20 protein-coding genes and 1 pseudogene are annotated in these 18,723 nt (G+C 72.0%); 9 read left to right on the top strand and 12 right to left on the bottom strand.

Annotation, left to right across the window (positions count from 1 at the left end; genetic code table 11):
* The first annotated feature begins 21 nt into the window (after window positions 1-21).
* Window positions 22-1,293: an ArgE/DapE family deacylase gene (locus tag ACFW2E_RS00260; protein WP_384458935.1), complete on the top strand. Its 1,272-nt coding sequence runs from the start codon at window positions 22-24 to the stop codon at window positions 1,291-1,293.
* On the opposite strand, the gene ACFW2E_RS00255 is transcribed toward ACFW2E_RS00260, so the two are convergent.
* Window positions 1,262-3,139: a phosphatidylglycerol lysyltransferase domain-containing protein gene (locus ACFW2E_RS00255; protein WP_384458932.1), complete on the bottom strand. Its 1,878-nt coding sequence runs from the start codon at window positions 3,137-3,139 to the stop codon at window positions 1,262-1,264. The two genes, ACFW2E_RS00260 and ACFW2E_RS00255, sit on opposite strands and share 32 nt — an antisense overlap.
* A gap of 86 nt (window positions 3,140-3,225) precedes the next feature.
* Window positions 3,226-3,459: a hypothetical protein gene (locus ACFW2E_RS00250; protein ID WP_384458929.1), complete on the bottom strand. Its 234-nt coding sequence runs from the start codon at window positions 3,457-3,459 to the stop codon at window positions 3,226-3,228.
* Window positions 3,460-3,584: 125 nt separating this feature from the next.
* Here ACFW2E_RS00250 and ACFW2E_RS00245 point away from each other — a divergent pair, with 125 nt between their 5' ends.
* Window positions 3,585-4,415: a M55 family metallopeptidase gene (locus ACFW2E_RS00245; RefSeq protein WP_384458926.1), complete on the top strand. Its 831-nt coding sequence runs from the start codon at window positions 3,585-3,587 to the stop codon at window positions 4,413-4,415.
* Between the two features lie 9 nt (window positions 4,416-4,424).
* Here ACFW2E_RS00245 and ACFW2E_RS00240 read toward each other — a convergent pair.
* The 6 genes and pseudogenes from ACFW2E_RS00240 to ACFW2E_RS00215 form a co-directional block, all read right to left on the bottom strand.
* A pseudogene (locus ACFW2E_RS00240) lies at window positions 4,425-5,185 on the bottom strand (phosphate ABC transporter ATP-binding protein); the annotation flags it as partial.
* Window positions 5,186-5,306: 121 nt separating this feature from the next.
* Window positions 5,307-5,933, bottom strand: a complete 627-nt coding sequence (locus ACFW2E_RS00235) for a sortase (RefSeq protein WP_384458968.1) — start codon at window positions 5,931-5,933, stop codon at window positions 5,307-5,309.
* 93 nt (window positions 5,934-6,026) lie between these two features.
* On the bottom strand, window positions 6,027-7,532 hold the full coding sequence (locus ACFW2E_RS00230) for an ATP-binding protein (RefSeq protein ID WP_384458923.1): 1,506 nt from the start codon (window positions 7,530-7,532) through the stop codon (window positions 6,027-6,029).
* Entirely contained in the window at window positions 7,533-8,252 is a 720-nt protein-coding gene (locus tag ACFW2E_RS00225) for a response regulator transcription factor (protein WP_384458965.1), read from the bottom strand.
* 140 nt (window positions 8,253-8,392) lie between these two features.
* Complete coding sequence (locus ACFW2E_RS00220) at window positions 8,393-8,974, bottom strand: FMN reductase (RefSeq protein ID WP_384458920.1); 582 nt, start codon at window positions 8,972-8,974, stop codon at window positions 8,393-8,395.
* Complete coding sequence (locus ACFW2E_RS00215) at window positions 8,971-10,062, bottom strand: LLM class flavin-dependent oxidoreductase (protein ID WP_384458917.1); 1,092 nt, start codon at window positions 10,060-10,062, stop codon at window positions 8,971-8,973. Before ACFW2E_RS00215 ends, ACFW2E_RS00220 begins: the two co-directional genes overlap by 4 nt.
* Window positions 10,063-10,167: 105 nt before the next feature.
* Between ACFW2E_RS00215 and ACFW2E_RS00210 the strand changes: the two genes are divergently transcribed.
* Complete coding sequence (locus tag ACFW2E_RS00210) at window positions 10,168-11,016, top strand: DUF6597 domain-containing transcriptional factor (RefSeq protein WP_384458914.1); 849 nt, start codon at window positions 10,168-10,170, stop codon at window positions 11,014-11,016.
* Here ACFW2E_RS00210 and ACFW2E_RS00205 read toward each other — a convergent pair.
* Entirely contained in the window at window positions 11,013-11,942 is a 930-nt protein-coding gene (locus ACFW2E_RS00205; protein ID WP_384458911.1) for an NADP-dependent oxidoreductase, read from the bottom strand. The two genes, ACFW2E_RS00210 and ACFW2E_RS00205, sit on opposite strands and share 4 nt — an antisense overlap.
* A gap of 126 nt (window positions 11,943-12,068) precedes the next feature.
* On the opposite strand from ACFW2E_RS00205, the gene ACFW2E_RS00200 reads away from it, so the two are divergent.
* Window positions 12,069-12,479, top strand: coding sequence for a winged helix-turn-helix transcriptional regulator (locus ACFW2E_RS00200; protein WP_384458908.1), 411 nt, complete (start codon window positions 12,069-12,071; stop codon window positions 12,477-12,479).
* Between the two features lie 36 nt (window positions 12,480-12,515).
* Here ACFW2E_RS00200 and ACFW2E_RS00195 read toward each other — a convergent pair whose 3' ends face one another.
* Window positions 12,516-13,022, bottom strand: coding sequence for a MarR family winged helix-turn-helix transcriptional regulator (locus ACFW2E_RS00195; protein ID WP_384458905.1), 507 nt, complete (start codon window positions 13,020-13,022; stop codon window positions 12,516-12,518).
* Window positions 13,023-13,085: 63 nt separating this feature from the next.
* Complete coding sequence (locus ACFW2E_RS00190; protein ID WP_384458902.1) at window positions 13,086-13,559, bottom strand: hypothetical protein; 474 nt, start codon at window positions 13,557-13,559, stop codon at window positions 13,086-13,088.
* Between the two features lie 74 nt (window positions 13,560-13,633).
* Between ACFW2E_RS00190 and ACFW2E_RS00185 the strand changes: the two genes are divergently transcribed.
* From ACFW2E_RS00185 to ACFW2E_RS00170, 4 genes are all read left to right on the top strand, one after another.
* A complete protein-coding gene (locus tag ACFW2E_RS00185) occupies window positions 13,634-13,972 on the top strand; it encodes a YnfA family protein (RefSeq protein WP_384458899.1) in 339 nt (112 codons plus the stop codon).
* 90 nt (window positions 13,973-14,062) lie between these two features.
* Entirely contained in the window at window positions 14,063-14,839 is a 777-nt protein-coding gene (locus tag ACFW2E_RS00180) for an SDR family NAD(P)-dependent oxidoreductase (RefSeq protein WP_384458896.1), read from the top strand.
* Entirely contained in the window at window positions 14,839-14,997 is a 159-nt protein-coding gene (locus tag ACFW2E_RS00175) for a hypothetical protein (RefSeq protein ID WP_384458893.1), read from the top strand. The genes ACFW2E_RS00180 and ACFW2E_RS00175 overlap by 1 nt, the downstream gene beginning before the upstream one ends.
* 24 nt (window positions 14,998-15,021) lie before the next feature.
* On the top strand, window positions 15,022-16,287 hold the full coding sequence (locus ACFW2E_RS00170; protein ID WP_384458890.1) for a GNAT family N-acetyltransferase: 1,266 nt from the start codon (window positions 15,022-15,024) through the stop codon (window positions 16,285-16,287).
* A 102-nt stretch (window positions 16,288-16,389) separates the two neighbouring features.
* Here the strand turns inward: ACFW2E_RS00170 and ACFW2E_RS00165 are convergent, their stop codons facing one another.
* Window positions 16,390-17,583, bottom strand: a complete 1,194-nt coding sequence (locus tag ACFW2E_RS00165; RefSeq protein WP_384458888.1) for an RtcB family protein — start codon at window positions 17,581-17,583, stop codon at window positions 16,390-16,392.
* A gap of 203 nt (window positions 17,584-17,786) precedes the next feature.
* Between ACFW2E_RS00165 and ACFW2E_RS00160 the strand changes: the two genes are divergently transcribed.
* Window positions 17,787-18,659 carry a DUF3558 domain-containing protein gene (locus tag ACFW2E_RS00160; RefSeq protein WP_384458885.1) on the top strand — a complete coding sequence of 291 codons (873 nt, stop codon included), beginning with the start codon at window positions 17,787-17,789 and terminating at the stop codon, window positions 18,657-18,659.
* Window positions 18,660-18,723: the final 64 nt, after the last annotated feature.

Below are 18,723 nucleotides of genomic sequence, written 5' to 3'. Positions count from 1 at the left end.
ACGTGACGGGAAGGAGCCCGCGTGCTGACCGACGAGGAGGCCGCCGCTCTCGGAGCGGTCGACGAGGCGGCCGTCGGCCGGACGCTGCTCGGACTGCTCGCGATTCCCAGTGTGACCGGGAGCGCCGCCGAGTCGGAGCTCCAGCACCATCTGGCCGGGCGGCTTGAGCGGCTGGGGCTGGACGTGGATCTGTGGTCCATGGACCTGCCGGCGCTGCTCGCGGACCCGGACTTCCCCGGCATGGAGGTGCCGCGTGAGGAGGCGTGGGGTCTGGTGGGGCACACGGCGGGCGGGGACGCCGACGGGCCGGCACTCGTGCTGCAGGGGCATGTGGACGTCGTACCGCCCGGGGATCCCGCCGCGTGGGAGGGCGATCCGTTCGTGCCCAGGGTGACCGGGGACGTCGTGCACGGGTGCGGGGCCTGTGACATGAAGGCCGGGCTGGTGGCGCACCTCGCGGCGCTCGCCGCGGTGCGGGCGGCCGGGGTGCGGCTGCGCGGCCGGGTCGCCGTGCACTTCGTGGTCGGCGAGGAGGACGGCGGGATCGGCGCGTTCGGCACGCTGCGGCGCGGGCACCGGGGCGACGCCTGCGTCATCACGGAGCCGACCGCGGGCACCCTCATCACCGCGAACGCGGGCGCCCTGACCTTCCGGATCACCGTCCCCGGCAAGGCGGCGCACGGGAGCTCCCGGGAGGCCGGGGTGAGCGCGATCGACGCGTATCTGCCGCTGCACTCGGCGCTGGCCCGCCTGGAGACGGTCCGTAACGCCGGTCCGTCCCCGCTGATGGCCGAGTATCCGATCCCGTACGCCCTCTCCGTCGGCACCCTGCACTCGGGCGACTGGGCGAGCAGCGTGCCGGACCTGCTGGTCGCCGAGGGGCGGCTGGGCGTCAGGCTCGGTGAGGACCCGGCGGACGCCCGCGCGGAGCTGGAGCGGTGCGTGGCCGATGCCTGCGCCGCCGACCCCTGGCTGCGGGACCGTCCGGCGACGGTGAGCTGGACCGGCGGTCAGTTCGCCAGCGGCGGCCTGCCGGAGGGGCATCCGCTGCGGGACGTGGTGCGCGACGCCTGCACCGACGCGAACGGCTGGGCCGCCCGGCCCCGGGAGCGCGGGGCTCCCTACGGGAGCGACCTGCGGCTGTATGCCGGGGCCGGGATTCCGACGCTTCAGTTCGGGCCGGGGGACATCCGGGTGGCGCACAGTGCCGAGGAGCGGGTGTCCGTGGGTGAGGTGGTGGCCGTGGCCCGGGCGCTTGTGCTCACTGTGCTGCGGACGGTGGGGACGAGGTGACCTCCGCGCGGGGAGCCTGCCTGCGCCGGGTGAAGGACGGCAGCGCGGGCGGGGTCAGGAAGCCCTCGGCCCGCGCGCTCGCCAGCCCGATGCGCGGGATGTCGCTGCTCTTGGCGAAGAGCAGATAGCGCGGCTCCCACACGGGGCGGTACTTGGCGTTGGCGCGGTACAGGGACTCGATCTGCCACCAGCGTGAGAAGAAGGTGAGGATCGAGCGCCACAGGCGCAGGACCGGGCCCGCGCCGAGCCGCGAGCCCCGCTCGAAGACCGAGCGGAACATCGCGAAGTTCAGCGAGACCCGCTGGACGTCCAGCTCCTTCGCCCGCAGGAGGAGTTCCACGACCATGTACTCCATCAGGCCGTTCTCGCCCTCGCGGTCGCGGCGCATCAGGTCGAGGGAGAGGCCGTTGCCGCCCCACGGGACGAAGCTGAGCAGGGCGCGGGGCGCGCCGTCGCCGTCGCGGCACTCCAGCATCACGCAGCGGCCGTCTGAGGGGTCGCCGAGGCGGCCCAGGGCCATGGAGAAGCCGCGTTCGGTGGCGCCGTCGCGCCAGTGGTCGGCGCGCTCGACGAGGTGGGCCATCTCGTCGTCGGGGATGTCCTCGTGGCGGCGGATGCGCACGGTGTACCCGGCACGGCGGACACGGTTGTGCGCCTGCCGTACGACGCGCATCGCGCGCCCCTCCAGGGTGAAGTCGGAGAGGTCCACGATCGCTTCGTCACCCAGTTCCAGGGCGTCCAGGCCGTGCCTGGCGTAGATCGTGCCGGCCTCCTCGCTCGCGCCCATCACGGCGGGCGTCCAGGCGTGCCGACGGGCCTCGGCGAGCCAGGCGTCGATGGCGCCGGGCCAGGCCTCCGGGTCGCCGATCGGGTCGCCGGAGGCGAGGCTGACGCCGCCGACGACGCGGTAGGTGACGGCGGCCTTGCCGGTGGGCGACCAGATGACGGCCTTGTCGCGGCGCAGGGCGAAGTAGCCGAGGGAGTCCCGGGCGCCGTGCCGGTCGAGCAGGCGGCGCAGCCGTTCCTCGTCCTCCGTGCTGAGCAGCCGGCGGCCGCGGGGCGAGCGGAAGCAGGCGTACAGGACGAGGCAGAAGGCCGCGGCGAGCAGGATGTTGACGGTGATGTCGGTCCAGCGGGGCGCGTGCACGGCATCGATGCGGTCGGCGAGCGGGCCGACGCTGATGCCCCGCAGGAAGGTGTAGGCGATCTCGTCGGTGGTGCTCGCGCCGGGGAGCTTGTTGGTGGCGTTCACCAGGAGTGTGCCGAGAGCGCCTGTGACGAGGATGCCGCCCGCGCCGACGGCCAGGGCCAGCTTCGGGTTGGAGGGGTCGCCGACGGCGTTGAACTCGCGGCGCCCGACGATCAGCGCGGCCACGAAGAGGCCGGTGAGTCCCGCGGAGACCCAGTTGAAGGCGTGCTCGCGGTACTCGTGCTGGGTCAGGGCGATTACGTAGAGGAGGAAGAGGGGTCCGGCGAGCAGCAGGTTGGACACCCAGGCGGCGCGCTTGCGGCGCCGCATCACCAGGGCGAGGAACAGCGCGAGCGCGGCCGAGACCAGGCCGGCGGTGGCCAGGTACGGCGTGAAGAACTGGCCCGGGTGGTGGACGTGCCGCCGGTGGAGATCCAGGAGCTGTCCGGTGTTGTGCTCGTAGACCTCCTGCCGGAACGGCAGCGACATGACGGCCACGATGTTGAAAAGGGCCATCAGCCGCAGGTACCAGACCGTGGCGGCGGCGGCCCAGGTCCTGAGCCGGGAGCGGTCGGCTTCGGTGGTGCGCTGCCGGGTGTTGCGCTGGGCGGGAACCTGTGGGGAAATCAGGGTCGGCCGCTGTGCGGGTGCGGGCATGGTGACTGGTCACCTTGGGGGGACGGGGACAGGCCACCGCCGACACTACAGCCTGTAAGGTGCCCCGAGCACGGTCGTACCCGGAGTCACCCGGACCGGTCCGCGCCCCGCCGCTCCGCCGCCAGGTGCCACGCCAGGTTGCCCAGGGCCGCGCCCGCCGTCACGACGGCGGCGATCACACCGCCCGTGGCCAGTCCGTCACTGAAGAGGTGCGGTCGTCTGTCGAGGCTGTGCAGCCCGAAGCCGCACAGCTCGTACACGCCCACGGCAGCGATGACGAGACTCACGACGAGCAGCGCGATGGTGGGTCCGAGGCTCACGGCGGCCTTCCCCGGCTTCCGTGCGTCCCGCGTGTCCGAGCCCTGCATGATTCCCCCGTAGAACCGGCTTGTGGCTGTCAGCAGTTGGGAAACTACATCACGTAGGGTCGGGATAGCCTCAGGCGGTGAAGATCTACATCAGCGCGGACATGGAAGGCATCACCGGACTCGTCGACGCCGACGACGTCCAGCCCGGTGGGCGGGACTACGAGCGCGGCCGTTCGATGATGGCGCAGGACGTGAACGCCGCCGTCCGGGGCGCCGTGGCGGCGGGCGCCACCGAGGTGCTCGTCAACGACGCCCACGGTCCGATGCGCAACCTGCTGCCCGAGGCCCTGCACCCCGCCGCCCGGCTGGTCCGGGGCAGGCCCAAGCAGATGGGCATGCTGGAGGGCCTGACCTCAGGGCACGACGCCGCGATCTGTGTCGGCTACCACTCCCGGGCCGGGGCACCGGGGGTGCTCAGTCACAGCTTCATGGGCCATGAGATCGAGGACATATGGCTGGACGGCAGCCCGGTCGGCGAGATCGGGCTGGCCCAGGCCACGGCGGCGGCCCTCGGCGTCCCGGTGGTCGCCCTCACGGGTGACGACGTGGCCTGCGCGGAGGCGACGGCCTGGGACGACCGGATCGCGACGGTCCCCGTGAAGTACGCCCGCGACCGCTTCGCGGCGGAGCTGCGCCCCGAGGCCGAGGCCCGCCGGGCGGTGGAGGAGGCGGTCGCCGCGGCCCTGTCGGCCGTACCGGAACGGCCCTCCGTCCCCGCGGGCGAGCGCACCCTCACCGTCCGCTGGCAGTCGGCCTCCGTCGCCGCCACCCTCCCCGGCATCCCCGGCGTGACCGCCACCGACAGCCGCACCGTCGAGGCTCGCGGACAACTCCCTTCGCTGTACCGCCAGTTCGGCGTATGGATGCGCGTCGCCGCCTCGCTCACCAACCAGCCGCCGTACTGCTGACCGCCGTCGGCCGAACCGGGCCGCCACACAGTCGGCGGTCCGCTGGTCCACCGGGGAGCCGAACATCTGCTCGGTGTCGCCGTGCTCGACGATGCCGCCCGGGGTTGCCTGCTCGGCGAGGAAGAAGGCGCACCGCTGGGAGACACGGGCGGCCTGCTGCATGTTGTGGGTGACGATCACGACGGTCACCTGGCCGGCCGGCTCGTGGATCGTCTCCTCGACCCGTCGGGTGGACGTGGGGTCGAGCGCGGAGCAGGGCTCGTCCATGAGCAGGACCCGGCGCCGTACCGCCAGGGCGCGGGCGATGCACAGACGCTGCTGCTGGCCGCCGGAGAGCGCGCCGCCCGGCCGGCGGAGCCGGTCCCGCACCTCCTTCCACAGCCCCGCGCGGGTCAGCGACTCCTCGACCAACTCGTCCTTCGTACGGCGGCTCACGCGCGTGCCCGTCAGCCGCAGGCCCGCCACCACGTTGTCGTAGATCGACATCGCGGGGAACGGGTTGGGCTTCTGGAAGACCATGCCGATGCGGTGGCGGGCGTCCGTCAGCCGGCGCTCGGGCCGTAGACGTCCTCGCCCTCGAAGAGCACCTCGCCGCCGAAGGCCGCGCCCGGGATCAGCTCGTGCATGCGGTTCAGGGTGCGCAGGAACGTCGACTTGCCGCAGCCGGAGGGGCCGATCAGGGCCGTGACCCGCCCCGCGGGCATGGTCAGCGAGACACGGCTGAGCACCTGGTGGGTACCGAACCAGGCCGGGACGGCGCGGGCCTCCAGGGTGGCGGGGCCGGCGGCCGGGGCCGCGTGGACGGGGAGTACGGCGGTGTCGGTCACGGCGTCGTTCACGGCGTCGGTCACGGCACTGGCCACGGTGTCGGTCACGGTCGGGTACCTCGGTTCACAGCAGGTTCGGCAGGAGCTCGGTGGTGCGCGTGGCGACCTGGAGGCCGAGCACCGCGACGACGGGGGCGAAGACGATCCAGGTCTGGTGCCGGCCCCAGCGGTGCCAGGCCCGGACGGCGGCGACGGCGGCCAGCAGCAGCGCCTGCAGCCACATGACCAGCGGCCACGGCACACCGGAGGGGCGAGCCAGCGGCTGTTCGGACTCCGGGAGGGTGCCGGAGCGGATGACGGCCAGCGGGGTCTGGAAGGGCGCGGAGACCAGGCCGGCGTCGACGCGCAGGATCCCAGCCTGCACGAAGCGGGGACCGGTGGCCGTGACCAGGACCAGGCGGCCCTTGCCCGCGGCCACCGTGGCGGGCGCCGGGTCACCGGCCCGCCGTACGCCGACGACCCGGTACTTCGCCCTGCCCTGACCGGTGGTCACGGTGAACGTGGCGCCCTCGGCCAGATCGGCCAGCCGCCCGAACGGACCGCCATGGGCCGCCGCCCGGCCCATCAGCACGCTGGTGCCGGCCTGTCCGGGCATCGGGGTGTCCCGGCGGTGGCCGGGTCCGTCGGTCAGCACGGCCGAGTCGGTGCCCTCGAGGACAACCTGGCTCAGGTTCAGTGCGGGGACGTCGATCAGCGCGACCGGGGTGCCGGGCGTGAGCAGCCTGCCCTGCTGGTCATCCTGACGACCGCCTGGGTTCCCGGTACCGGAGGGGCCGAACCGCCCTCAGGCCCCGCCCCGCGTCCCGCCCCGCGTCCCGCCCCGCGTCCAGCCGCCCGTCGTGCCCGCGCCGACCGTGAAGCCGATGACCGACCCGCCGCCCTCCCGCCGGAAGGCGAACGGCGCCCCGCCGTGCGCCATGGCCACCTCGCGGACGATGGACAGGCCGAGGCCGGAGCCGGGAAGGGAACGGGCGTCGGCGGCGCGGTAGAAGCGGTCGAAGATGCGGATCAGGTCGCCGTCGGCGATACCCGGCCCCCGGTCGAGGACCTCGACGCGAACCGAGCCGATGGGGGTCCCCCCTGCTCGAGCGGAGTCGAGAACCTGGGGGCGGGCGGGTCCGGTGATGTTGATCTCGATGGGCTCCTTGCCGCCCCGGTCGAACTTCGCGGCGTTCTCCACGAGGTTGGACATGGCGCGCTGGAGCATGCCCGGCCGCCCGTCCGTGCCGGTGTCGCCGCTCGCCCGCAGCACGATCTCCCGCCCGGTACGGCGCCGGGCGAGCCCCACGACGTCCTCGGCGATGTCGGCGAGGTCCACCCGCTGCGGCGGCTCGCTGTCGGACTGCCCGGCGGCGAGGTCGACCAGCTCGTTGACCAGGTCGGTCAGCTCGCGGGCCTCCTGGGTGAGGTCGGCGACGAGGTCGTCGCGCGTGGCGGGCGGGAGCTCGTCGATACGGCGGAGCAGGGAGATGTTCGTCCGCAGCGAGGTGAGCGGGGTGCGCAGCTCGTGGCCCGCGTCCTGGACCAGCCGGCGCTGGTCCTCCTCCGACTGCGCGAGCCGGCCGAGCATCCGGTCGAAGGCCCGTCCCAGGCGCCCGACCTCGTCGAAGCCGGCGACGGGCACCTCGATGCCCAGCCGACGGGTGCGGGCGACGTCCTCGGCGGCGGAGGTGAGGGCGATCAGGCGCCAAGTGATGCGCCGGGCCAGCCACCAGCCGAAGAGCCCGGCGGCGACCACCACGGACGACATCAGCGCGAGCGTCCGCTGCTGGAGCGCCCGCAGCAGGTCCTCGGTGTCGCTGAACTCCTGGGCGACCTGCACCCCGCCACGACCGTCGCCGAGCGACACGGTAGCGATGCGGAAGAGGTCCTCGCCGACCCGGACGTCCTTGTGCTCGACGGTCTTCCCGGCCGCCCTGTCGGTGGCCGCGGCCCGGTCGCGGGCGGTGACGGGGAGCACCGGGCTTCCGTGGTCGACGATCTCCCCCCGCGCCCCGAGCACCTGGACGTCGGTCCGGGCGGGCCGCACCAGGTCGTGCCCCGGCCGGGAGGAGCTGAAGTCCTCCGGCACCATCTCGTGCTGCCGCACCTCGTCCTGCACGTCCTGCACGACCTGTGTGAACACCGACTGCTGGTCCACGCGCACCAGCCGGGCGGCGGCTCCGTAGGACAGGATGCCGACGAGGATCGTGACTGCGGCGGTGACGGCCGCGAAGGAGACGGCGAAGGTGGTGCGCAGCGACACGAGCTTGGGCCGGCGCCGGGCCAACAGCCGCCGCAGACTGCCCACTCAGTCCTCCCGCAGCACGTAACCCACACCGCGGACCGTGTGGATCAGCTGCGGGGCGCCGGGTTCGTCGAGCTTGCGGCGCAGGTAGCCGACGTAGACGGCGAGGTTCTTGGAGCCGGGCCCGAAGTCGTAGCCCCAGATGCGGTCGTAGATGGTGGAGTGGTCGAGCACGATCCCCGCGTTGCGGACCAGCAGCTCCAGCAGCTCGAACTCGGTGCGGGTCAGCTCCAGCTCCCGCTTGCCGCGCCAGGCCCGGCGCGCCTGGAGGTCCATGCGCAGCCCGGCGGCCTCGATCTGCCGGTCGGAGACCTGCGGGTCGCGGACCGGGTCGACGACACCGGCGCTGCCGTTGCCGGCGCCGACCGGGCTGGTGCGGCGCAGGAGCGCGCGGAGCCGGGCGAAGACCTCCTCGACGTCGAACGGCTTGACGACGTAGTCGTCGGCACCGGCGTCGAGGCCGGCGATGCGGTCCGCCGTCTCCACCAGGGCGGTGAGCATCAGGATCGGCGTGCGGTCGCCCTCGGCGCGCAGCACCCGGCACACCTGGAGCCCGTCGATGCCCGGCATCATCACGTCGAGGACGAGGACGTCCGGCGGGGTGCGGTGGGCCTGTGCCAGCGCCTCCACACCGTCGGCGACCGCCGTCACCTGGTAGCCCTCCAGGCTCAGGGCACGCTCCAGGGCGTGACGGATGGCACGGTCGTCTTCGGCGAGCAGCACAGTCTGGGGCACGCACCCAGTCTGCCAAGGCCCCCGTCGGTTCGGCTGGGGCGAGCGGGTCTACCATCACCCTTTTTACCTGGCTCTCACCGTCACAGACACAACCCGGAACGGGGGTCCGCCGTCCTCCCACCGTGGGCTCAGGCGGCGCCGAGCCTGGCCAGCTGCTCCTCGAACGGCACCACCCCGGCCGGCTCCGGCCGCGTGGCCGAGAGTCCGGCCATCAGACCCGCCAATTCGCCGGCCGACCGCTCGATCCGCTCCGGCAGTCCTTCCGCTCCCCAGTCCTCCGAGGCGGCGTACACCGCGGTCGGGACGACCACGGCCCGCAGGTGGGCGAAGAGGGGGCGCAGCGCGTGCTCCAGCACCAGGGAGTGGCGGGCGGTGCCGCCGGTGGCGGCGATCAGCACCGGTTTGCCGGCTATGGCGTCCTTGTCCAGCACGTCGAAGAACGACTTGAACAGCCCGCTGTACGACGCCGAGAACACCGGCGTGACGACGATCAGCCCGTCCGCCTGTGCGACGGCGTCCAGGGCGGCGGTCAGTTCTCGCCCGGGGAACCCGTTGGTGAAGTTGTGCGCGATCTGGACGGCGAGCTCGCGCAGCTCGACGACCCGGATGTCCACCGGGGCCGTGCGGTCCACGGCGGCCGCCAGCCGGTCGGCGAGCAGCCGCGTGGAGGACGGGACGCTCAGCCCCGCCGAGACCACGACGAGCTTCATGCGTCTGTCACCTCGTTCTTCTCGGCCTCGAGCAGGGAAGCGTGGGTGGGTGCCTCCGGCACGTCCGCGGGGCGGCCCTTGGCGAACTCCTCCCGGAGCACCGGCACGACCTCCTCGCCCAGCATGTCGAGCTGCTCCAGCACGGTCTTCAGCGGCAGTCCCGCGTGGTCCATCAGGAACAGCTGGCGCTGGTAGTCGCCCGCGTACTCGCGGAAGCCCAGCGTCTTCTCGATCACCTGCTGCGGCGAGCCCACCGTCAGCGGGGTCTGGTCGGTGAAGTCCTCCAGCGAGGGCCCGTGCCCGTAGACCGGCGCGTTGTCGAAGTACGGCCGGAACTCGCGCACGGCGTCCTGGGAGTTCTTCCGCATGAACACCTGGCCGCCGAGCCCGACGATCGCCTGCTCGGGCGTGCCGTGCCCGTAGTGGGCGAACCGCTTCCGGTAGAACTCGACCATCCGCTTGGTGTGGTCGGCGGGCCAGAAGATGTTGTTGTGGAAGAAGCCGTCGCCGTAGTAGGCGGCCTGCTCGGCGATCTCCGGGGAGCGGATGGAGCCGTGCCAGACGAACGGCGGCACGTCGTCCATCGGCCGCGGCGTGGAGGTGAAGCCCTGCAGCGGCGTGCGGAACTTGCCCTCCCAGTCGACGACGTCCTCGCGCCACAGCCGGCGCAGCAGGGCGTAGTTCTCGATGGCGAGGTTGATGCCCTCGCGGATGTCCTGGCCGAACCACGGGTACACCGGCCCGGTGTTGCCCCGGCCCATCATCAGGTCGACCCGCCCGTCCGCCAGGTGCTGGAGCATCGCGTAGTCCTCCGCGATCTTCACCGGGTCGTTGGTGGTGATGAGGGTCGTGGACGTGGAGAGGGTCAGCTTCTCCGTCCTCGCGGCTATGTACCCGAGCATCGTGGTCGGCGACGACGGCACGAACGGCGGGTTGTGGTGCTCACCGGTCGCGAAGACGTCCAGGCCGACCTCCTCGGCCTTCAGCGCGATGGCGACCATGGCCTTGATGCGCTCGCGCTCGGTCGGCGTACGGCCCGTGGTGGGGTCCGGGGTGACGTCGCCGACGCTGAAGATCCCGAACTGCATGGTCGCTCAACCTCCAAGTTGTTTATGCTTCAACTATACCCTCCCAACCGTCACCCCCGCCGCCGTATTCCACCCGCTGTCGGTGCCCCGCCCTACCATCGGCGCATGGCCGCCCCACGCCGTGACACCCGAGGCATCGTCGACGCCGCGGAGCTCTTCGCCCACGTGGACTTCCGCCGCCGTGAGCCCGCCGAACCGCTCCGGCCGTACCTGGAGCACTACTGGCTGATCGACTGGGACCTGCCCAGGCCGTACGCCTCGCACGTCGTCCCGCACCCGTCCGTGAACGTCGTCTTCCAGCGGTACGGGGGACAGGAGCCCTTCGCCGAGATCTCCGGCGTCGGCCTCGGCCTCTTCACCCAGAAACTGGAGGGCAGCGGCCGCGTCTGCGGTGTCCAGTTCCGGCCCGGCGGCTTCCGCCCCTTCGCCCCCGGCCACCCGGTCTCCGACTGGACGGGCCGGCGCGTCCGCCTCCCCGACGCCCCCGAGCCCTACCCCGACGCCGACCCCGGCGCGGTCCTCGGCCCCGACGACGAGGACGCCCGCGTCGCCGCGCTCGACGCGTTCCTGCTCTCCCTCGACCCGCGCCCCGACCCCCAGGCCGACCAGGCCATGGCCCTGGTCGACCGCGTCCGCACCGACCGCACCGTCCGCCGCGTCGCCGACCTCGCCCGGTCCGAGGGGGTGTCCGTACGACTGCTGCAACGCCTGTTCGCCGCGTACGTCGGCGTCGGCCCGAAGTGGGTCATCCTGCGCTACCGCATCCACGAGGCCCTGGAGCGCGCCGAGACCGATCGGGCCCTGGACTGGGCCGCCCTCGCCGCCGACCTCGGCTACGCGGACCAGGCTCACCTCGTCCGGGACTTCACGGCGACCGTGGGGGTGCCGCCGACGGCCTACGCCACCAACCCGGCCGTCTCCGGAACAGCCTCCGGTCCCGACGGCTCCGCCTAGGGAACGAGCACCAGCCGCCCCCGCACCCCGCCCTCCGCGAGCCGGGCGTGGGCCCTGGCCGCGTCGTCCAGGGCGTAGGTCCCGGCCACCCGCAGCGTGAGCACACCCTCGTCGACCAGCCGGGCCAGCTCGGCCAGCCGGGCCCCGTCGGGACTCACCTCCACCGCGGCGGTCCGCACACCGCGCACCGGAGCGGGCTGCGCCCCCGGGATGACCCCCACGAAGGCGCCCCCGTCCCGCACCCACTCCAGCGCCCGCTCACCGAGGAGCGCCGTGTCCAGCACGGCGTCGACGCTTCCCGGCTCGACCTCGCCCGTGGTGAAGCGGGCCGCGCCCAGGGACCGTACGAGCTCCTCGTCCGCCTCACGGGCCACCGCGGTCACCGAGATCCCCCGGTGGGCGGCGAGCTGGACCGCGAACCCGCCGACGGCCCCCGCCGCACCCGTCACCAGCAGCGACGCGCCGGGCGCCGGATCCAGCAGGTCCAGGGCCTGTACGGCGGTCAGCGCGTTCAGCGGAAGGGTCGCCGCGTGCACGGCGTCCACCGTCGCCGGCGCCTTGGCCGCCGCGTCCGTGTCCACGACGACGTACTCGGCGTGCGTACCCAGCGGGTTCGCCATGCCGTAGTCCAGGGCCACCACCTCGTCGCCCACGCTCCAGGATCCCCCGGGCTCTCGGCTTCGCTCGAGCAGGGAGGTAGCCCCATCCGCACCCACCGCGTCCACGGTCCCGGCGACGTCCCAGCCGAGCCCGACCTGCTTTCCCGCCCCGCCGAAGGCACCGGCCCGGACCCCCGCGTCCACCGGATTCAGCGCGGCCGCCGCGACCTTGATCCGCATCTGCCGGGCGCCCGGCTCGGGCAGCTCGTTCTCCACGATCTCCACGGCCTCGGGCCCGCCGAACGCCGTCACCACAGCAGCACGCATGACTCACAACTCCCCTTGTCGGGCTGTTCGCTTCGGTATCTCCTCCGCTGCGCACAACCCTAGGAAGAGCTACTATCCATTGGTAAGTAGTTACCTCAGAGTGCGTAGGTCCCCCGGAGGTGAGCCATGGCGACCACGACCGCGGCCCAGCGGCGCGAGCAGGCCCGCGTCGAGTACGACGCGTTCATCCGGAGCTGCCCCACCAACCAGCTCCTCGACCGCATCAGCGACAAGTGGGTCAGCCTCGTGGTCTCGGCCCTGTCCAAGGGCCCCATGCGCTACAGCGACCTCGGCCGCAAGATCGCCGGAGTCAGCCCCAAGATGCTCACCCAGACCCTGCGCACCCTGGAACGCGACGGCATCCTCACCCGCTCGGTCACCCCGTCCGTCCCCGTCCGCGTCGACTACGAGCTCACCCCGCTGGGCAGCAGCCTCGCCACCCTGCTGACGGCCGTGAAGGACTGGGCGGAGACCAACTTCGACGAGGTCCACGCGGCACGCGAGCGCTACGACACCGACAACCAGGACGCTTCCTGAGAGCCAGGGCCAGGACAGGACGCCCCGGGACGGCCCCTACGACCGGTCCTGCCCGGACCGGGCCTCCCGGAGGCGGGCGACCTGCTCGGCGCTGAACTCCACGGTCCGCCTCATGTGCCGCACGATCACGGCGAGCTCGGCGTCGGCGAGGTCGTCGAAGAGCGCCGACCAGTCACCGCCCAGCCGCTCCCACATCCGTCCGAACTCGGCGATCTTCTCCGGCACGGTCGCCACCAGCACCCGCCGCCGGTCGACCGCGTCCCGCTCCCGTACGACGTAGCCCGCCTTCTCCAGCCGGTCCACCAGCCGGGTCGCCGACCCGGTCGTCAGCCCGGTCAGCTCCGCCACCCGGCCCGTCGTCACCGGACCCCGCTCCAGCGTGAGCAGGTTCAGACACTGCAGGTCCGTGGGGTGCAGCCCCAGACTGTCGGCGACGGCCTGGTTGAACAGGGCGTACGACGCCATGTACCGGCGGGAGACCGTGGACAGCTCCGCCAGCAGCCCCGACCGCGCGGTACCGCTCCCGTCAGCGCTCCCGGACATCGCCCATGCTCCCTTTCGTCTGCGCCGTGCAGAGATCGTACGACGCGCAGACCCCGGCTCGACTCAGAAGACGTACGCGTCCCCGGTGTCCAGCACCAGCACACGCGCCTGGTCATTGCTCCGGTTGGCGTCCACCGTGCCGTCGCTCCACGCCGTGTCGATCTCCAGCGTCACCTCCGGCGCGCCGTCCTTCAGCACCACACCCAGGTCGATCGGCTTGCCCAGCCCGTCCGCGGGCAGCGCCCCCGTCCCGCACACCACCACCCGCTCGCCCGTACGGACGCACCCGTCCGGCAGCGACTGCCGGTCCGCGAGCGGCACCGACCAGCGCAGCTGCACGCTCGCCTCGTCCACGGCCGACGGCCCGTGATTGCCCGGAACGAGCCGGACGTCCATCCGGTCACCGGACATGACCGCCGAACCGTGGTACTCCAGGTCGGCCTCCGGCGTACCGCCCGCGCGGGCGGGCCCGGCGACGGCGACCACGACCGCGACCGGTACGGCCGCCCACACAGCAAGCACCTTTGTCCTCAGCATGTACGCATGTATCCCACGTGGAGCCCCGGACACGCGCCGTCCATCAGGTGACGTGTCCGTGCGAAGCTCACCGCATGCCGATCCTCCGCTCCGCCGCCCTGTTCGTCGTCGCCGCGGTCTTCGAGATCGGCGGCGCCTGGCTGATCTGGCAGGGGGTCCGCGAACACCGGGGCTGGCTGTGGATGGCCGGCGGGGTCCTCGCCCTCGGCGCGTACGGATTCGTCGCCACCTTCCAGCCGGACGCCCACTTCGGCCGCGTCCTCGCCGCGTACGGCGGGATCTTCGTCGCCGGCTCGATCCTGTGGGGCGTGGCCGCCGACGGCTACCGCCCCGACCGCTGGGACATCACCGGCGCGCTGATCTGCCTGGCCGGCATGGCCCTGATCATGTGGGCGCCGAGGAACGGCGGCTGACCGCCCACGCCTCGGAACACCCCCGGGCACGAACGCCCCCGTCACCTACCCTGGTCGAAAGCGAACGCACACCCGCCCGAGGAGCAGCCCATGGCCACCGCCGCACCGTCCGCCGCCTCCCGCATCGCCGTAGTCACCGGTGCGAGCAGCGGCATCGGCGCCGCCACGGCCCGCAGGCTCGCCGAGGCCGGCTACCGGGTCGTGCTCACCGCCCGCCGCAAGGACCGCATCGAGGCACTGGCGGAGGAGATCGTCGCGGCGGGCCACTCGGCCACGGCGTACCAGCTGGACGTCACCGACCGCGCGGCGGTGGACGAGTTCGCGACGGCGTTCCGGACCATCGGCGTCCTGGTCAACAACGCGGGCGGCGCACTCGGCGCCGACCCCGTCGCCACCGCCGATCCGGCGGACTGGCGCACGATGTACGAGACCAACGTCATCGGCGCGCTGAACCTCACCCAGGCCCTGCTCCCCAAGCTGGTGGAAAGCGGCGACGGCACGGTGGTCGTGGTGTCCTCCACGGCCGGTCACGGCACGTACGAGGGCGGCGGGGGCTACGTCGCCGCCAAGCACGGAGCCCACGTCCTCGCCGAGACCCTGCGGCTGGAGATCGTCGGGCAGCCGGTCCGGGTCATCGAGATCGCGCCCGGCATGGTCAAGACCGACGAGTTCGCGCTGACCCGCTTCGGCGGCGACGAGGAGAAGGCCGCCAAGGTCTACGCGGGCGTCGCCGACCCGCTCACCGCCGACGACGTGGCCGACACGATCACGTGGGCCGTGACCCGCCCCAGCCACGTCAACGTCGACCTCCTCGTCCTGCGCCCGCGCGCCCAGGCGTCCAACACGAAGGTCCACCGCGAGCTGTGATGAGCGACCCCCAGGGACTGGACGAGTCCGCGGAGAAACGACGCCTGGCCCAGGAGACGAAGAACGAACGCCAAGTCTGGTACTTCCTGGCGTACTTCCTCTTCGGCATCCACGTCGTGGCATTCGTCATGATCTACGCGGTACGACACGGCCACTGAGCGACGGCGGCCAGAATCAACGCCGTGGACAGACACATAACCTTCGACCGCCTGCACAACTTCCGTGACCTGGGCGGCTATCCGACCCCGGACGGCCGTCACCGCATCCGCCCCGGCCTGCTCTACCGGGCCGACTCCCTGGGCAAGCTGGCCGAAGGCACGCAGGACTGGGACCGCTTCCTGTCCCTGGGCATAGGCACGGTGCTGGACCTGCGCCGCCCCGGGGAGGCCGACGCCAGGGGCCGTGTCCCCGTCCACCCCTCCCTCACCTACCACAACCTCAGCATCGAGCACCGCCCCCACGACCAGCCGTCGCAGTCCCCCGACGTCGCCCCGGGTCCCTACCTCTCCGAGCGCTACATGGAGGTGGCCCAGGACGGTACGAAGGAGCTGGCGAGGGCCCTGGAGCTGATCGCGGAGTCGGCAGCCGCCGCCACTCCCCTGGTCTTCCACTGCGCCTCGGGCAAGGACCGCACGGGCCAACTGGCGGCCTTGGTCCTGACGTTGCTGGGCGTGGACGAGCCGACGATCGTCGAGGACTTCACCCTCACGGAACTCGCGACCCCGGCGCTCCTGTCCGACTGGCGGCGCGACGAGGGCGGCACCCCGGCCTGGCCCGCCTTCGGTCGCGCCCCGGCCGAGGCGATGCGCCTGTTCCTGGCGGCCATGAAGGCACGCTACGGCTCGGTCGAGTCCTACGTCACCGACGCGCTGGGCCTGGACGCCAAGGCCCTCTCGGAGTCCCTCCGCGCAAGCCTCCTGGAACCGGCCCCGACGACCTGGCCCCCGCTGACGTACCGCAGGGCGACACCGGCCGACACCGCCCCACTGGTGCGCCTCCGCGACACGGCGGCCCTGTGGCAGCTGGCCCGGGGAATCGACCAGTGGAAGCCGGGAGAGAAGGACGAGGCCCACTTCCGCACCCGGATGCGCGAGGGCGAGGTCTGGCTGGCGTACGCCGACGGCCGCCCGGCGGGCGCCTGGGAACTCTGGTGGGACGACCCCGCGGCCTGGGGTCCCCGCCCACCCGAAGCCGGCTACATCCACCGCCTGATGACCACCCCGCACACTGCCCCGCCCGGCACGGGCCGCCGGATGCTGGCAGAGGCGGAGTCCCGCATCGCGGCAACGGGCCGCCCCTACGCACGCCTCGACTGCCTGTCCTCCAACCCCCGCCTGCGCACCTACTACGAGTCGGCGGGCTACACGGTGGTCGGTGAACAGAAGGCCAAGGACGGGGGGTTGGGCAGCCCCTACGCGGTGACCTTGCTGGAGAAGCGGCTGCGATAAGTCACAGGGGTGCCCTTCTGCCCGAGCCCTTGCTGCAGGTGTCCGGTGTTCCCTCGACGTGACTGACCGACGGCCCCGGCTTCTGCCGGGGGCCGTCCCGCGTCAGCCCTTCACACAGATGAACTGCTTCAGCTTCGCCACGACCTCAACGAGGTCGCGCTGCTGCTCCATCACCTGGTCGATGTTCTTGTAGGCACCCGGAATCTCGTCCAGCACCCCCGAGTCCTTACGGCACTCCACTCCCCGCGTCTGCTCTTCCAGGTCCCGCACCGTGAAGCGCCGCTTCGCCGCGTTCCGGCTCATACGCCTACCCGCACCGTGCGAAGCCGAGTTGAAGGCCTTCTCGTTACCGAGCCCCTTCACGATGTAGGAGCTGGTGCCCATCGAGCCCGGAATGATCCCGAACTCACCGGAGCCGGCGCGGATCGCTCCCTTCCGGGTCACGAGCAGATCCATACCCTCGTAGCGCTCCTCGGCCACGTAGTTGTGGTGGCAGGAGATCTCCGGCTCGAAAGTCGGCCTGGCCTTCTTGAACTCCTTGCGGATCACGTCCTTCAACAGCGCCATCATGATGGCGCGGTTGTACTTGGCGTACTCCTGAGCCCAGTACAGATCGTTCCTGTAGGCCGCCATCTGCGGGGTGTCCGACACGAATACGGCAAGGTCACGGTCCACCAGGCCCTGGTTGTGCGGGAGCTTCTGCGCAACGCCGATGTGGTGCTCGGCCAGTTCCTTGCCGATGTTCCGGGACCCGGAGTGCAGCATGAGCCAGACCGAACCCGACCCATCGAGACACGCCTCGATCATGTGATTTCCACTGCCAAGCGTTCCCATCTGCTTTTCCGCACGCTCATGACGAAATCTGACTGACTCGGCGACCCCGTCGAACCGCCCCCAGAAGTCGTCCCAGCCCCCGGTCCCGAACTCGTGCAGCCGCCCCGGATCGACGGGATCGTCATGCATCCCCCGCCCCACCGGAATCGCCTGCTCGATCTTCGAGCGGAGGCGGGACAGGTCACCGGGGAGGTCGTTCGCGGTCAGCGACGTCTTCACCGCCGACATTCCGCAGCCGATGTCCACGCCCACCGCCGCGGGGCACACGGCTCCCCGCATCGCGATGACCGACCCGACGGTCGCGCCCTTGCCGAAGTGCACGTCCGGCATCACGGCCAGGCCCTTGATCCACGGCAGGGTCGCCACGTTGCGGAGCTGCTGGAGCGCGACATCCTCGACCGTCGCGGGGTCGGCCCACATGCGGATGGGGACCTGTGCGCCCGCCATTTCCACGTACGACATATCTTTCTCATTCCCCCCGGATGCCCGGCAAAAGTCTTGATTACGGCAAAACGCAAAAGCGGGGCCAAGGTCTACGAAATAGGACAAGGGACCGGCGTCCACAGCAGTGCGTGCGATACACATTGTCTCCAGGGGGCGCCCCGCTGCGGCAAGCGAATAACCAGCGGGGACACTGGAGGACTACCGTCGAGAGGAGCCTGACCGTGCAGCGGAAGGCGTATGTATCCGGCATCGGCGCCCTGCTCGCGGCCCTGCTGGTCGGCTGCACCGGAGGCCCGAGCGACGACAGTCCGACGGACGACGCGAACCCCGGCGACGGGAGCACGGCAACGGCCGCCGCCCAGCCCGGCAAGTACCGCACCCTCCCGGAGGCCTGCGGCGCGGTGAGTCACGACACCCTCGACGCCCTGATGCCCGGCATCCGGCAGATCGCCGACACGGACCAGCGGGACCGGGCGTACCAGGGCGCGGCCACGCTGACGTACGACACCGACCGCAAGGTCGGCTGCCGGTGGAAGGTGGAGTCCGCCAACGCGACCGACCATCTGCTCGTCGACTTCGAGCGGGTCGTGTCGTACGACAACGCCGTCAGCGACGACACCCAGGCCGAGCAGCTCTTCGCGACCAGGCAGACCGCGGCCGACCTGCCGGAGCCCAGCGCGTCCTCGGCCACGGGCACCCCCTCGGCGTCGGCCTCGGGCTCGAGCGATCCGGCCTCGTCCGCGTCCCCGGCCTCATCTGCGCCCTCGTCCCCGTCCTCGCCCTCGTCCCCGGCCTCGTCTGCGCCCTCGGCCTCGTCCTCGTCGGCCGGCGCCGCCGGCTCCACTCCGGCCGACCTCCAGCCCCGCACTCTCGACGATCTCGGGGACGAGGCCTTCCTCGACGACCAGCTGAGCGGCTCCGGTTCGGCGGCCGAACAGCGAACGGTGACTGTGGTGTTCCGCACGTCCAACGTCATCGTGACCATCGAGTACGACGAGCAGCCGACGGCCACCGGCACGGTCCCGGACAGCAAGGAAATGCAGGACAGGGCCCGGAATCTGGCCGCACAGCTGGACGACTCGCTCAACGGTTAGCGCCTTCCGCGACCCTTGTCGCGGCCGTACGCAAAGCCCGTGAACCGGAACCGCACAGCGCACT

The sequence above is a fragment of the Streptomyces sp. NPDC058964 genome, from assembly GCF_042741275.1.
Classification (GTDB): Bacteria; Actinomycetota; Actinomycetes; order Streptomycetales; family Streptomycetaceae; genus Streptomyces.
Note: the sequence above shows the minus strand (reverse complement) of the source record. Positions and strands in the feature narration are given on the sequence as shown.